Genomic DNA, 12,682 nt, shown 5'->3' with positions numbered 1-12,682 from the left:
GCGTCTCTCCCTTCGGAGCGGAGCGGAACGTAGCGGCGCGGCCGGCTCAGTCCCTGATGAAATGCGGCTTGAAGCGGCTCAGGTCGCGCGTCACGCGGTCGCGGTCCTCGCGCAGGCCCATGCCGACGCAGCTTTGGCCCACGACCCACGCGCCGATGACGGGGTGCATGCCGTCGAATTCGGGCAGCGGCTGATAGGCCTGCAGGATCTTCGGATGCGCGTCGTAGGTCCGGTCGGCGGCGCGGTCCTCGACCCCGGGCGCCACGATGTCGACGCTCGCGCCTTCGCGCGAAAACAGCGGCTTGCGGACATGGCCGTCCGCCAGCGCGGCACGCGCCGCGGGCGTGTCGGCCTCGTCCTCGAAGAAGGCGGGCAGCAGGTTCGGATGCCCCTCGAACAGCCGCCAGAGCACCGGCAGGATACCCTTGTTCGACAGCACCGCCTTCCAGGGCGGCTCAAGGAAGCGGCAGCGCGCGCCGGGCAGCGCCTCGGCGAAGTCGTCGCGCAGCATGTCCTCCCACGGGTAAAGCTTGAACAGCGCGCCGATCACCCGGGATTCGTTGTCCGAAAGCTGCCCGGCTGTGGTCAGGCCGATCTCGGGGATCGGCACGAAATGCGCGCCCAAGCCGGCCTCGCGCGCGGCCCAGGCCATGTATTCGGTGGTGGCGTAATCCTCGGGGTTGTCGGCGAAGCAGGCGAAATGCAGGTCGGTGTCGGGCGCGAAGATCTCCTGCAGCCGCGCCACCAGCGCCTCGTGGAGACCGTTGAACTGGTCCGCGCCCTCGGGCAGCCTTCCGGCCGCCGCCATGTCCTCGAGCCACTGCCACTGGAACGCGGCGCTCTCGTAGAGCGCGGTCGGCGTGTCGGCGTTGTATTCCAGGAGCTTCGCCGGCCCCTGCCCGTCATGCGCGAGATCGAAGCGGCCATAGAGTTCCGGCTCGCCCGCGCGCCACGACTCCGCCACGAAATCGCGGGACGCCTCGGGAATGGCGAGGCGCTCCATCAACTCTTCGGAGCGGATCACGTGGTCGACCGCCTCGCGGCACATGGCGTGCAGCTCGGTGGCGGGATCCTCGATCATCTCCTCCACCTCGGCGAGGTCGAAGGCGTAGACCGTCTCCTCGTCCCAGTAGGGCTCGCCATGCATGTGGTGGAATGTGAAGCCGGCCTCTTCGGCCTTGGCGGCAAGATCGGGGCGGGCCCCGATGGCGATGCGCTGCATGTGCCCCCCGTCGTCTACGCTGGTGCCGGTGATCGGACTCGAACCGATACGCCTTTTGGGCGGCGGATTTTGAATCCGCTGCGTCTACCATTCCGCCACACCGGCCAGCGCGACCGTCCTAGACCGCCGCGCAGGCCCGGTCAACGCGGCTCAGAGCGTCTCGACCGAGAAGGTGTCGCAGGCGGCGATCTCGCCCTGCTCGTAGCCGCGGGCGAACCAGCTCTGGCGCTGCTCCGACGTGCCGTGGGTGAAGCTTTCGGGCCGCACCGTGCGCCCCGCCTCGCGTTGCAGCGTGTCGTCGCCGATCTGCGCGGCGGCGTTCATCGCCTCGGCGATGTCGCCGGGCTCGAGCGAGCCGAAGCGCGCCTCGGCCCGCGCGGCCCAGATGCCGGAAAAGCAGTCGGCCTGCAGCTCGATCCGCACCGAAAGGGCGTTCGACGTGGCCTCGTCGCTCTGCCGCCGCACGGCGTTGACCTCGGACAGGATGCCCAGCTCCTGCTGCACGTGATGCGCGACCTCATGCGCCACGACATAGGCCGCGGCAAAGTCGCCGCCCGCGCCGAGCCTGCGGTCGAGCGTCACGAAGAAATCGGTGTCGAGGAAGATCCGCTCCTCGGGCGGGCAGTAGAACGGGCCGCTCGCGGCGCTGGCACCACCGCAGGCCGACTGCGTCGCGCCCTTGAACAGCACCAGCTCCGCCGGGTCGTAGGTCGCGCCCAGCTCGGTGGCGAAGATCTCGGACCAGACCTCCTCTGTGTCGGCCAGCGTCACCGAGACGAACTGCGCGCGCTCCTCGTCGGCGGCGGTGACCTCGCCGCCGCCCTGCGGCGCGAGCTGCCGGTCGTCCAGCAGGGGCGTCAGATCGACGCCGAGGAAGTAGCCCACGACCACGATCGCCAGCACGCCGAGGCCGCCCGCCCCGCCCACGGCGACGCCGCGCCTGCCGCCCATGCGCCGCCGGTCGATGATGTTGCCGCTGCCGCGGCGTCCGCGCCATTTCAAGGGTCGGCCCTCCGATGCCGGTTGACCCCGGGGCGGGGTCGTGGTCCTGAAAGCAGACGCTCCCTGGGGGATACCGGTTCCATGCTCCGTCGCCTATACGATCTCACCCTGTCTCTCGCCGGCCATCGCCATGCCATGCCGGCGCTCGCCACGGTCAGCTTCGCCGAATCCTCGGTCTTCCCGGTGCCGCCCGACGCGCTGATGATCCCGATGATCCTCGCGCGGCCGCGCCGGGCCTGGGCCATCGCGCTGGTCTGCACGCTGGCCTCGGTGGCCGGCGCGCTTCTGGGCTATTTCATCGGCTGGGCGCTGTTCGAGAGCGTCGGGCAATGGGTGCTCGACCTCTACGGCAAGGCGGACGAGTTCGACGCCTTCGCCGAGCGCTACAACGAATGGGGCGCCTGGGCGGTGCTGGTCGCGGGGGTCACGCCTTTCCCGTTCAAGGTCATCACCATCGCCTCGGGCGTCACCGGCCTGTCGCTGCCGATCTTCATCGTCTCCTCGATCCTCGCCCGCGCGGCGCGGTTCTTCCTGGTGGCGGCGGTGCTGCGGGTGTTCGGCGACAGCGCGCGCGACTTCATCGAGCGCAGGCTGGGGCTGATGTTCACGCTGTTCTGCGTCGCGCTGATCGGCGGGTTCTACGTCATCAAATACGTCTGAGGAGGCCGGATGAGCCGCCAGATTTCCCTGATCTTCGCCACGCTGGGCTCGATCGCGCTGCTGGGCGGCGCGTTCATCTTCCAGGCGCTGGGCTATCCGCCCTGCGCAATGTGCATCTGGCAGCGCTGGCCGCACGGCATCGCCATCGCGCTCGGCGTGGTGGCGATGCTGCTGCCGGGGCGGGTGCTGCCGGCGCTGGGCGCGGCGGCGATGGCGACGACGGCGGCGATCGGCGTGTTCCACACCGGGGTCGAGCGCGACTGGTGGGAAGGCCCGGCCAGCTGCACCGGCACGGGCCAGAGCCTCGGCTCGCTGTCGGGTGGCGACCTGCTCTCGACCGACGGGCCGCTTCTGGTGATGTGCGACGTGGTCAGCTGGGAGTTCGCGGGCCTGTCGATGGCCAGCTGGAACGCCGTGCTGTCGCTGGCGCTGCTTCTGTTCTGGCTCTCGGCGCTGCGGCGCAGCTGATAGCCCCTTTCGCCCGGCGGCGGCTCGGGTCATGATGCGCGGCATGACTGATTGCATTCTCATCGGCGCCCCGGTGGACAGCGGCAAACGACGCCGCGGCTGCCTCATGGGCCCCGACGCCTACCGCACCGCCGGGCTCGCAGAGGCCCTGTCTTCCCTTGGCCACGGCGTGACCGACATCGGCAACGTCGCCCCCGACAGCGTCGAGGTCGACCCGCCGCGCAACGCCGCGATCCACGAGCTGGCGCTGAATGTCGGCTGGACCGCCGCGTTGATGCGCGCCGCGCGCGAGCAGGCGCCGAAGGGCTTCCCGATCTTCATGGGCGGCGACCACGCGCTGTCGCTCGGCACCGTGGCGGGCATGGCCGCCCATGCCGAAGAGATCGGCCGGCCGCTCTTCGTGCTGTGGCTCGACGCGCATAGCGACTTCCACACGCCCGACAGCACCACCAGCGGCAACCTGCACGGCACGCCGCTGGGCTACGTGACGGGGCGCGAGGGCTTCGAGGCCTTCCCCGACCTGCCCGCCACCGTGCCGGTGGAGCGGGTCGGCATGATCGGCCTCAGGAGCGTCGACCCCGAGGAGCGCGCCGCGCTCGAGGATGGCGACGCGACGCTGGTGGACATGCGGATGATCGACGAGGTCGGCATCGCGCGGCCGCTGTCGGAGTTCCTCGACAAGGTGCAGGCGGCGAACGGCATCCTGCACGTCTCGCTCGACGTCGATTTCCTCGACCCGATGGTCGCCCCTGCCGTGGGCACCACCGTGCCGGGCGGCGCGACGGTGCGCGAGGCGCATCTGGCGATGGAGATGCTGTCCGACAGCGGTCTCGTCGCCTCGCTCGACCTGGTCGAGCTCAACCCCTCGCTCGACGAGCGCGGCCGCACCGCGGCGCTGATGGTCGAGCTGGCGGCCTCGCTGATGGGACGGCGGGTCTTCGACCGGCCGACACCGCGCGGCCACTGACGGTTCGCCGCCAATGTCCGGGGGCCGTGTCCCCCGGACACGGGCCTCAGTGCAGGGTGAACTCGCCGGTGACGTGGCGCCATTCGCCGGGCGCGATCAGCTTGCGGTGGGTGAAGCGCACCGAGTGCAGCGGCCCCTCGATCTCGGCCTGCCAGTACTCGATGAACTCGAAGAGCTTCGGGTGGTCCGGCGCCAGATCGTAGTGCTGCCAGACGAAGCTGTTGAGCACGTGACGGTAGTCGGGCATGCGGTAGAACAGCTCGGCCGTGGTCAGCCCGTAGCCCTTCAGCATCAGCTCGGTTTCGGAGGGGTCGCGAGGCATTGTCCTGCTCCTTGTTGGCGCGCGCTCTTGACGCCGCCGACCGATTCCAGCATGACCCCGTAAAAAGTCAATTATCCCAGTTTGTTAGCCACAAGGCTCGCTGGCTGCCAGCGGTGTCTGGGATCGCGTGTTGCGCCCCATATCGCGCGGGTGCTATAGGTTCCGCCAACAATATATAGCAGTCATCAGACGGCAGGTTCCCCCACGTGAGCGACATTCCCGACACGCCCGAGACCGAGGATTCCACCCCGCCCGAGCGGCCGGCGCCGCATGGGCCGACGATCTCGATCACCGACGAGATGAAGACCTCCTATCTCGATTACGCGATGAGCGTGATCGTGAGCCGGGCCATCCCCGACCTGCGCGACGGGCTGAAGCCGGTGCATCGGCGCATCCTCTACGCGATGCACGAGACCGGCAACACGCATGACAAGCCCTATCGCAAGTCGGCGCGCCCGGTGGGCGACGTGATGGGCAAGTATCACCCGCATGGCGACTCGGCGATCTACGACGCGCTGGTGCGGATGGCGCAGGACTTCTCGATGTCGCTGCCGCTTCTGGACGGCCAGGGCAACTTCGGCTCGATGGACGGCGACAATGCCGCGGCCATGCGCTACACCGAGGTCCGGATGGACAAGCCGGCGGCCTACCTGCTGGCCGACATCGACAAGGACACGGTCGACTTTCAGGACAACTACGACGGCAAGGACCGCGAGCCCACCGTGCTGCCGGCGCGCTTCCCGAACATGCTGGTCAACGGCGCGGGCGGCATCGCGGTCGGCATGGCGACCAACATCCCGCCGCACAACCTTGGCGAAGTGGTCGATGCCTGCCTCGCGCTGATCGACGACCCGGACCTCTCCTCCGAGGGACTTATGGAGATCGTGCCGGGCCCGGATTTCCCGACCGGCGGGCTGATGCTCGGCCGCTCGGGCGCGCGCAAGGCCTATCTCGAAGGCCGCGGCAGCGTGATCATGCGCGCCAAGACCCATGTCGAGGAACTGCGCCGCGACCGCTTCGCGATCGTGATCGACGAGGTGCCCTACCAGGTGAACAAGGCGGCGATGATCGACCGCATCGCCGAAGCGGCGCGCGACAAGCGGATCGAGGGCATCGCCCATGTCCAGGACGAGAGCGACCGTTCGGGCGTGCGCGTCGTGGTCGAGCTCAAGCGAGACGCGACGCCGGACGTGGTGCTGAACCAGCTATTCCGCTTCACGCCGATGCAGACCTCTTTCGGCTGCAATATGCTGGCGCTGAACGGCGGCCGGCCCGAGACGCTGACGCTGCGCGGCTTCCTCACCGCCTTCCTCGACTTCCGCGAGGATGTCATCGCGCGGCGCACCGCCTATCTGCTGCGCAAGGCTCGCGAGCGCAGCCATATCCTGTGCGGCCTCGCCGTGGCGGTGTCGAACGTCGACGAGGTGGTCGCCACGATCCGCGCCTCCGCCGATGCGGCGGATGCGCGCGAGAAGCTGATGACCCGCGCCTGGCCGGCGCAGGACATCCTCGAATACATCAAGCTGATCGACGACCCGCTGCACCCGGTCAACGAAGACGGCACCTACAACCTGTCCGAGGCGCAGGCCCGCGCCATCCTCGAGCTCAGGCTGCAGCGCCTGACCCAGATCGGCGTGAAGGAAGTCACCGACGAGCTGCAGGAGCTCGCGGGCAAGATCCGCGACTATCTCGACATCCTGTCCTCGCGCGAGCGCATCCTGACGATCATCCGCGAGGAGCTGCGCGAGGTGCGCGAGCTCTTCGCCGTGCCGCGCCGCACCGAGATCGTCGACTGGGCCGGCGACATGGAGGACGAGGACCTCATCGAGCGCGAGGACATGGTCGTCACCGTGACCCAGGGCGGCTACATCAAGCGCACGCCGCTGGCCGAGTTCCGCGCGCAGCGCCGCGGCGGCAAGGGCCTGGGCTCGATGCAGACCAAGGAGGACGACGTCGTCACCTCGCTCTTCGTGGCGAACACGCATGACCAGATGCTGTTCTTCACGACCGACGGCATGGTCTACAAGCTCAAGTGCTGGCGCCTGCCGCTGGGCGGGCGCACCGCGCGCGGCAAGGCGATCGTCAACATCCTGCCGATCCCCACGGGTGTCTCGATCGCCGCGATCATGCCGGTCGACCGCCCCGAGGAGGACTGGTCCGACCTGCAGATCGTCTTCGCGACGAGCGCGGGCGACGTGCGGCGCAACGCGCTGTCGGACTTCACCAACGTCATGCGAAACGGCAAGATCGCGATGAAGCTGCCCGAGGGGGTCAGCCTCGTGAACGCGCGCATCGCGTCGGAGGATGACGACGTGATGCTGGTCACCGACTCGGGCCGTGCGATCCGCTTCCGCACCACCGACGTTCGGGTGTTCCAGGGCCGCTCCTCGACCGGGGTGCGCGGCATCCGGCTGGCCGATGACGACCACGTCGTGTCGATGGCGGTGATCCCGCATTTCGAGGCCGAGGCCTCGGAGCGCGTCGCCTACCTCAAGATGCGCCGCGCCATGGCCGGGCTGACCGACGAGGCCGAGGCGGAGACCGAGGACGACGACGACAACGTCGCCGCCGGCGCGCTCAGCCCCGAGCGTTATGCCGAGATGTCGGCCTCCGAGACGCTGATCCTCACCATCTCGGCGCGCGGCACCGGCAAGCTCAGCTCGAGCCACGACTACCCGGTGCGCGGCCGTGGCGGCATGGGCGTGGGGGCGACCGACAAGGGGATGCGCGGCGGCCCGATCGTCACCGCCTTCCCGGTCGAGACCGGCGACCAGATCATGCTGGTCACCTCGGCCGGCCAGTCGATCCGCGTGCCGGTGGACGGGATCTCCTTCCGCTCGCGCTCGGCCGGCGGGGTCAAGGTGTTCAACCTGTCGCGCGGCGAGGAAGTAGTGTCGGTCGCGCGCATCGCGGATCAGGGCGACGCCATCGAAAATGGTGGCGAAGCCGAGAACGGCGGCGAGGAGGATACCCCGGCGGGGTAAGTTGCCAGAAAGCCACGGCATAGCCGTTTCCGGAAACGCGCCGCTTGTGAAGCGGCGCGTTTCTTTGTGATGTGCCCGCATCTTCGCAAGTCCGGTTTTGCGGTATTCGCCCTTTTCGTCCGAAACGCGATCTGATCCCCGAGGCCCGTTCATGGACAACTGGGACGACCTGCGCTTTCTGGTCGCAGTCTCCAAGACCGGTACGATGACCGGGGCCGCACGCCTGCTGGGCACCAACGTGGCGACGGTGTCGCGCCGGGTCGAGCGGCTGACGCAGCAGCTCGGGCAGCCGCCCTTCGTCAAGACGGCGGAAGGCTGGAAGCCCTCGGCCGCGGCCGCGGGGCTGATCGAGGTGGCCTCGGCCTTCGAGGGGCGGATCTCGCGCGAGATCAACCAGAACGGCGCGCAGGGCGCGCGCGGGCCGATCCGGATCGGCTGCCCGCCCTTCATCAGCAGTCACGTGCTGTTCCCGGCGCTCGCGCACAGCGCCGACCGCCTCGCCTCGGTGCAGCTCGAATTCACCGACCGGGTGTTTCAGGAGGGTCTCGGCGACAACGACGTGGTGATCCGGCCGAAGCCGCCGACCGGCGGCCGGCTGAGGACCCGGCGGGTCGGCGAGATGGCGGTCAGGCTCTACCGGCACGAGCGCGAAGGCGAGGAATGGGCGGGGCTCGACCGCAGCTACGACGAAACCTCGGTCAACGGGCTGGGGCTGACCCGCTATGGCCGCCCGCCGCTGATGCGGGTGCCGACATTCCGCGCGCTGGCCGACCTTCTGGTCCAGAGCGGCCTGCCCGGCCCCCTGCCCGACCTGCTGGCGCAGGATCATCCGATGCTGGAGCCGGTGCCCGAGGTGCCGCCCTTCCAGATCGAATTGTGGGTCATCTACCATGAAAGCCGGCGGGGCGACCCGGCGATCGAGGCCGTGCTCGACTGGATCGATGCCGCCTTCGCCCAGCTGGCGCCGCCGCATCACGCGAAATGAATTGCACAAACGCAAGTACGGGTTTGCCGGGGTGAGGCTTGGCAGCCGCACCCGTCGCGTGAAAATGTCGATCCAGTGGTGGTCGTTCCGGACGCCCCGCCCACAAGCCCCGGCCCGGCCGATCGACCGGACAAGAGCGGCAAGGGAGGTTGGACGGGACGGCGCGCCCTCAAGACGGCCAAACTCTCCGCGCCGCGATCTGGGGCTGCTCACTCACCGGGCGGCCCCTCGCGCCCCGACCGTCTTTTCTTCCCTTCCGCTTCGTCCTATCTGGGCGTCATGACAGAACCCCTTCATATCGTCGGCGGCGGCATGGCCGGCTCCGAAGCCGCATGGCAGGCCGCGCAGGCCGGCATTCCCGTGGTGCTGCACGAGATGCGGCCCAAGGTCGAAACCTTCGCGCATCGTACCGGCGACCTGGCCGAGATGGTCTGCTCGAACTCGTTCCGCTCGGACGACGACGAGCAGAACGCGGTGGGCCTTCTGCATTGGGAGATGCGGGCCGCGAACGGGCTGATCATGTCCACCGCCGACCGGCATCGCCTGCCCGCGGGCGGCGCGCTCGCGGTCGACCGCGACCCCTTCGCCGCCGACGTGACCGCGCAGCTCAAGGCGCATCCGCTGGTCAGCGTCAGCTACGAGGAAGTGACCGAGCTGCCCGAAACCGGCCGCTGGATCTTCGCCACCGGCCCGCTCACCTCGCCGGCGCTGGCCGAGGCGATCTCGGCGGTGACCGGCACCGGGGCGCTGGCCTTCTTCGACGCCATCGCGCCGATCGTCTATGCCGAGAGCATCGACATGTCGGTGGCATGGCGGCAGTCGCGCTACGACAAGGGCGAGACGGAGGAAGAGCGCACCGCCTACATCAACTGCCCGATGACCAAGCCCCAGTACGAGGCCTTCATCGACGCGATGCTCGCCGCCGACAAGGCCGAGTTCCACGAGGGCGAGACGGCGGGTTATTTCGACGGCTGCCTGCCGATCGAGGTGATGACCGAGCGCGGCCGCGAGACGCTGCGCCACGGGCCGATGAAGCCTGTGGGCCTGACCAACCCGCACGACCCGGAGAACAAGCCCTACGCCGTCGTGCAGCTTCGGCGCGACAACAAGCTAGGCACGCTCTACAACATCGTCGGCTTCCAGACGAAGATGAAATACGGCGCGCAGACCGAGGTGTTCCGGATGATCCCCGGCCTGCAGGAGGCGCGCTTCGCCCGGCTCGGCGGTATCCACCGCAACACCTTCCTGAACTCGCCGACGCTGCTCGACGGGCAGATGCGGCTGAAGGCGCGGCCGAACATCCGCTTCGCCGGACAGGTCACCGGCGTCGAGGGTTATGTCGAGAGCGCCGCGATGGGGCTGCTGGCGGGCCGCATGGCCGCCGCCGAGATACTGGGCCGGGAGCTGCCGCCGGTGCCGCAGACCACGGCGATGGGGGCGCTCGTCACCCACATTAGCGGCGGGGCCGAGGCCAAGACCTTCCAGCCTATGAACGTCAATTTCGGGCTGTTCCCGCCGCTCGAGGGCGTGCGCGGCGGACGGCGCGGCCGCAAGGATCGCTACAAGGGCTACACCGACCGGGCCAAGGAAGACTGGACCGGCTGGCTCGAGGGACAGGCGGCCGAAACCGCCTGACCCCTTGCCCGGGCCGCATCGCAACCACAGATGTAGCGAAACGCCTCTTACACGGACCCGACATGCTCTACGTCCTTGCCCTGCTTCTGCCGCCCGTCGCGATCATGCTGACGGGCCGCGTGATCGTCGGACTGATCGTGCTGGTGATCTGGCTGCCCGCGATCCTGATCTCGGGCGGTCTCGGTCACCCGATCTTCATCCTGCTGGCCTGGTTCCTGATCCATCAGCGCGCGGTCACGCGCTGACCGAGGCATGAGCGTCACCCGCTTCGCGCCCTCGCCCACCGGGCCGCTGCATCTCGGCCATGCCTTCTCGGCGCTGACGGCGGCGGCACGCGCGGCGGCCGCGAACGGGACATTCCTGCTGCGGATCGAGGACATCGACCGGCAGCGCTCGAAGCCCGAATGGGAACGGCAGATCTACGACGACCTGCGCTGGCTCGGGCTCGACTGGCCCGAGCCGGTTCTGCGCCAATCGGACCGCCTGCCCGCCTATCGCGAGGTGCTGGAGCATCTCTGGGCCGAGGGGCTGCTCTATCCCTGCGGCTGCAACCGGCGCGACATCCTCGAGGCGGCCTCCGCGCCGCAGGAAGGCGGGCCACGCTTCGGGCCGGACGGGATGATCTATCCCGGCACCTGTCGCGACGCCGCCCGCCACGGCCCGTTGCCCGAAGATACGCCGCTCAGGCTCGACCTCGGGCTGGCCGCGCGCCGGATCGAGGGGCCGCTGATCTGGCGCGAGACCGGCGAAGACGCAGGCGAGCGGCGCATCGCAGCCGCCGAGCTGATCGAGACGGTCGGCGACCCGGTGCTGGCGCGGCGCGACATGGGCACCTCCTACCACCTCGCCGTGGTGGTGGACGACGCGCATCAGGGCGTGACCGAGGTCGTGCGCGGCCGCGACCTTCTCGAAGCGACGCCGCTGCACGTCTTCCTGCAGCGGCTCCTTGGCCTGCCGGTGCCGGACTACCACCATCACCAGCTGATCCGCGACGAGACCGGCCGCAGGCTCGCCAAGCGCGACGACGCGCGCGCCATCGCCGTCTTCCGCGACGAGGGCCGCACGCCCGACGACATCCGCCGGATGATCGGGCTCTAGGCCACTTTACTCTTCAAATACTCCGGCCCGACGGTTCAGCCGTCACACCATCGGCTTCGTGAGCTCGACCTCTTCGCCGTCCCGCACCGCGGTGTAGAAGCAGCTGCGCCGCCCGGTGTGGCAGGCCGGGCCGGTCTGTTCGACCTGCAGCAGCAGGCAGTCGCTGTCGCAGTCGATCCGCATCTCGACGAGGCGTTGGCGGTGGCCCGAAGTCGCGCCCTTTTCCCAGAATTCCTGCCGCGAGCGCGACCAGTAGGTGACCATGCCGCTGGCCAAGGTCTTCTCGATCGAGGCCGCGTTCATCCAGGCCATCATCAGCACCTCGCCGGTGTCGGCCTCCTGCGCGATGGCGGGGATGAGGCCGTTGGCGTCGTAACGCAGGGAGGCGGGGTCGAACATCGGTGGAAACCTTTTGCATCTGCTGGCGCCGTGCCTATCTAAGGGGGCGGCAGGGAAAGGGCAAACATGACCGACACGACCGGCGGCGAGACCGACCTGATCAAGCTCTACTCGCAGCGGATCCTCGCGCTGACGACCGAGATGCCGTTCACCGAGCGGCTGGAGGCCCCGGACGCCACGGTGCGCCGCCGCGCGCCGCTCTGCGGCTCGACCGTGACGGTGGACGTCACAGTGTCGGAGGGCCGGGTGACGGGCTACGGTCAGGACGTGAAGGCCTGCGCGCTGGGCCAAGCCGCGGCCGCGGTGGTGGGCCAGAACGTGATCGGCCGGTCGCATGCCGAACTGGCGCGGGCGCGCGACGAGCTGCGCGCGATGCTGGCCGAGAACGGCCCCGCCCCCGCCGCGCCCTTCGATGAATTCGAGGTGCTGCAGGCGGCGCGCGAATACCGCAACCGCCATGCCTCGATCCTCTTGGCGATCGAGGCGGTCACGCAGGCGGTCGAGGAGGCCGAGGGCGGCGCGCAGACGGCCTGCGGCTGAGGCATTCCGGATAAAAAACGCCGCCGCGCACCCCTCGGGGTGGCGGCGGCGAAGTCGGGACCTTCCGGGGCTCCGGCCGCGAACGGAACGGGGCGGTTCCGGGCGACGGATCAGGCTATCCGCCGCCAGCGCCCTGCGGGACTTGGGCTGCGGCGACCGGCGAAGGGTCCGGGCAAATCGGTGTCAGACCAGGCCGGGGAGGCAAAGACCGACAAAAAGCAATGCAACGAGGGAGGCCACGCCCAGCGCGTCCGAAAGCAGCGTGTCGCGCGAGCGGTCGATCACCAGTTTCAGTTCCCGTGCCATGGCGCGTCTCCTTCCCTGCGCGTTCCAGTTGCCACTTTGTTCTCACACGGGAACGGACCTGTAAAGAACTTAATGAGAACATTCCGTTCTCATG

Annotated in this window: 14 protein-coding genes and 1 tRNA gene; 9 read left to right on the top strand and 6 right to left on the bottom strand. The window is 69.1% G+C overall.

Annotation, left to right across the window (positions count from 1 at the left end; genetic code table 11):
* Positions 1-46 precede the first annotated feature (46 nt).
* From BLT43_RS01875 to ypfJ, 3 genes are all read right to left on the bottom strand, one after another.
* A complete protein-coding gene (locus BLT43_RS01875) occupies positions 47-1,222 on the bottom strand; it encodes a glutathionylspermidine synthase family protein (protein WP_090109565.1) in 1,176 nt (391 codons plus the stop codon).
* 20 nt (positions 1,223-1,242) lie between these two features.
* Positions 1,243-1,327, bottom strand: a tRNA-Leu gene (locus BLT43_RS01870).
* Between the two features lie 45 nt (positions 1,328-1,372).
* Positions 1,373-2,224, bottom strand: coding sequence for a KPN_02809 family neutral zinc metallopeptidase (ypfJ, locus tag BLT43_RS01865; protein WP_090109563.1), 852 nt, complete (start codon positions 2,222-2,224; stop codon positions 1,373-1,375).
* 81 nt (positions 2,225-2,305) lie between these two features.
* Between ypfJ and BLT43_RS01860 the strand changes: the two genes are divergently transcribed.
* From BLT43_RS01860 to rocF, 3 genes are read left to right on the top strand one after another with little or no spacing between them, the layout of a single operon-like run.
* The gene (locus tag BLT43_RS01860; protein ID WP_090109561.1) at positions 2,306-2,884 is read left to right on the top strand and encodes a YqaA family protein; all 579 of its coding nucleotides are present in this window, start codon (positions 2,306-2,308) and stop codon (positions 2,882-2,884) included.
* A gap of 9 nt (positions 2,885-2,893) precedes the next feature.
* The gene (locus BLT43_RS01855) at positions 2,894-3,352 is read left to right on the top strand and encodes a disulfide bond formation protein B (RefSeq protein ID WP_090109560.1); all 459 of its coding nucleotides are present in this window, start codon (positions 2,894-2,896) and stop codon (positions 3,350-3,352) included.
* A 43-nt stretch (positions 3,353-3,395) separates the two neighbouring features.
* On the top strand, positions 3,396-4,319 hold the full coding sequence (gene rocF / locus BLT43_RS01850; RefSeq protein ID WP_090110226.1) for an arginase: 924 nt from the start codon (positions 3,396-3,398) through the stop codon (positions 4,317-4,319).
* A gap of 46 nt (positions 4,320-4,365) precedes the next feature.
* On the opposite strand, the gene BLT43_RS01845 is transcribed toward rocF, so the two are convergent.
* The gene (locus BLT43_RS01845) at positions 4,366-4,641 is read right to left on the bottom strand and encodes an usg protein (protein WP_090109558.1); all 276 of its coding nucleotides are present in this window, start codon (positions 4,639-4,641) and stop codon (positions 4,366-4,368) included.
* Between the two features lie 206 nt (positions 4,642-4,847).
* Here BLT43_RS01845 and gyrA point away from each other — a divergent pair, with 206 nt between their 5' ends.
* The 5 genes from gyrA to gluQRS all read left to right on the top strand — a co-directional run bounded on the left by gyrA (position 4,848) and on the right by gluQRS (position 11,343).
* Positions 4,848-7,625: a DNA gyrase subunit A gene (gyrA, locus tag BLT43_RS01840; RefSeq protein WP_090109556.1), complete on the top strand. Its 2,778-nt coding sequence runs from the start codon at positions 4,848-4,850 to the stop codon at positions 7,623-7,625.
* Positions 7,626-7,776: 151 nt separating this feature from the next.
* Positions 7,777-8,610 (top strand): LysR family transcriptional regulator, encoded by an 834-nt coding sequence (locus tag BLT43_RS01835; protein WP_090109554.1) that lies wholly within the window; start codon positions 7,777-7,779, stop codon positions 8,608-8,610.
* 279 nt (positions 8,611-8,889) lie between these two features.
* Entirely contained in the window at positions 8,890-10,245 is a 1,356-nt protein-coding gene (gene trmFO / locus BLT43_RS01830) for a methylenetetrahydrofolate--tRNA-(uracil(54)-C(5))-methyltransferase (FADH(2)-oxidizing) TrmFO (RefSeq protein WP_090109552.1), read from the top strand.
* Between the two features lie 62 nt (positions 10,246-10,307).
* On the top strand, positions 10,308-10,490 hold the full coding sequence (locus tag BLT43_RS01825) for a hypothetical protein (protein ID WP_090109551.1): 183 nt from the start codon (positions 10,308-10,310) through the stop codon (positions 10,488-10,490).
* A 7-nt stretch (positions 10,491-10,497) separates the two neighbouring features.
* On the top strand, positions 10,498-11,343 hold the full coding sequence (gene gluQRS, locus BLT43_RS01820) for a tRNA glutamyl-Q(34) synthetase GluQRS (protein WP_090109549.1): 846 nt from the start codon (positions 10,498-10,500) through the stop codon (positions 11,341-11,343).
* A gap of 42 nt (positions 11,344-11,385) precedes the next feature.
* Here the strand turns inward: gluQRS and hisI are convergent, their stop codons facing one another.
* Complete coding sequence (hisI, locus tag BLT43_RS01815; protein WP_090109547.1) at positions 11,386-11,742, bottom strand: phosphoribosyl-AMP cyclohydrolase; 357 nt, start codon at positions 11,740-11,742, stop codon at positions 11,386-11,388.
* Between the two features lie 66 nt (positions 11,743-11,808).
* Here hisI and BLT43_RS01810 point away from each other — a divergent pair, with 66 nt between their 5' ends.
* Positions 11,809-12,282 carry an iron-sulfur cluster assembly scaffold protein gene (locus BLT43_RS01810; protein ID WP_090109545.1) on the top strand — a complete coding sequence of 158 codons (474 nt, stop codon included), beginning with the start codon at positions 11,809-11,811 and terminating at the stop codon, positions 12,280-12,282.
* A 183-nt stretch (positions 12,283-12,465) separates the two neighbouring features.
* Here the strand turns inward: BLT43_RS01810 and BLT43_RS19425 are convergent, their stop codons facing one another.
* Positions 12,466-12,588, bottom strand: coding sequence for a hypothetical protein (locus BLT43_RS19425; RefSeq protein ID WP_278245629.1), 123 nt, complete (start codon positions 12,586-12,588; stop codon positions 12,466-12,468).
* Positions 12,589-12,682 lie beyond the last annotated feature (94 nt).

The organism is Limimaricola pyoseonensis (genome assembly GCF_900102015.1).
Classification (GTDB): Bacteria; Pseudomonadota; Alphaproteobacteria; order Rhodobacterales; family Rhodobacteraceae; genus Limimaricola; species Limimaricola pyoseonensis.
The sequence above is the reverse complement of the archived record's forward strand: the minus strand, read 5'-3'. Positions and strand labels throughout refer to the sequence as shown.

Excerpts from the sequence above, each read along its gene's own strand:
- BLT43_RS01835 (WP_090109554.1), top strand. The coding sequence starts at position 7,777 with ATGGACAACTGGGACGACCTGCGCTTTCTGGTCGCAGTCTCCAAGACC.
- BLT43_RS19425 (WP_278245629.1), bottom strand. The coding sequence starts at position 12,588 with ATGGCACGGGAACTGAAACTGGTGATCGACCGCTCGCGCGACACGCTG.
- BLT43_RS01860 (WP_090109561.1), top strand. The coding sequence starts at position 2,306 with ATGCTCCGTCGCCTATACGATCTCACCCTGTCTCTCGCCGGCCATCGC.
- BLT43_RS01810 (WP_090109545.1), top strand. The coding sequence starts at position 11,809 with ATGACCGACACGACCGGCGGCGAGACCGACCTGATCAAGCTCTACTCG.
- hisI (WP_090109547.1), bottom strand. The coding sequence starts at position 11,742 with ATGTTCGACCCCGCCTCCCTGCGTTACGACGCCAACGGCCTCATCCCC.
- gluQRS (WP_090109549.1), top strand. The coding sequence starts at position 10,498 with ATGAGCGTCACCCGCTTCGCGCCCTCGCCCACCGGGCCGCTGCATCTC.
- BLT43_RS01825 (WP_090109551.1), top strand. The coding sequence starts at position 10,308 with ATGCTCTACGTCCTTGCCCTGCTTCTGCCGCCCGTCGCGATCATGCTG.
- trmFO (WP_090109552.1), top strand. The coding sequence starts at position 8,890 with ATGACAGAACCCCTTCATATCGTCGGCGGCGGCATGGCCGGCTCCGAA.
- BLT43_RS01845 (WP_090109558.1), bottom strand. The coding sequence starts at position 4,641 with ATGCCTCGCGACCCCTCCGAAACCGAGCTGATGCTGAAGGGCTACGGG.
- rocF (WP_090110226.1), top strand. The coding sequence starts at position 3,396 with ATGACTGATTGCATTCTCATCGGCGCCCCGGTGGACAGCGGCAAACGA.
- BLT43_RS01855 (WP_090109560.1), top strand. The coding sequence starts at position 2,894 with ATGAGCCGCCAGATTTCCCTGATCTTCGCCACGCTGGGCTCGATCGCG.
- BLT43_RS01875 (WP_090109565.1), bottom strand. The coding sequence starts at position 1,222 with ATGCAGCGCATCGCCATCGGGGCCCGCCCCGATCTTGCCGCCAAGGCC.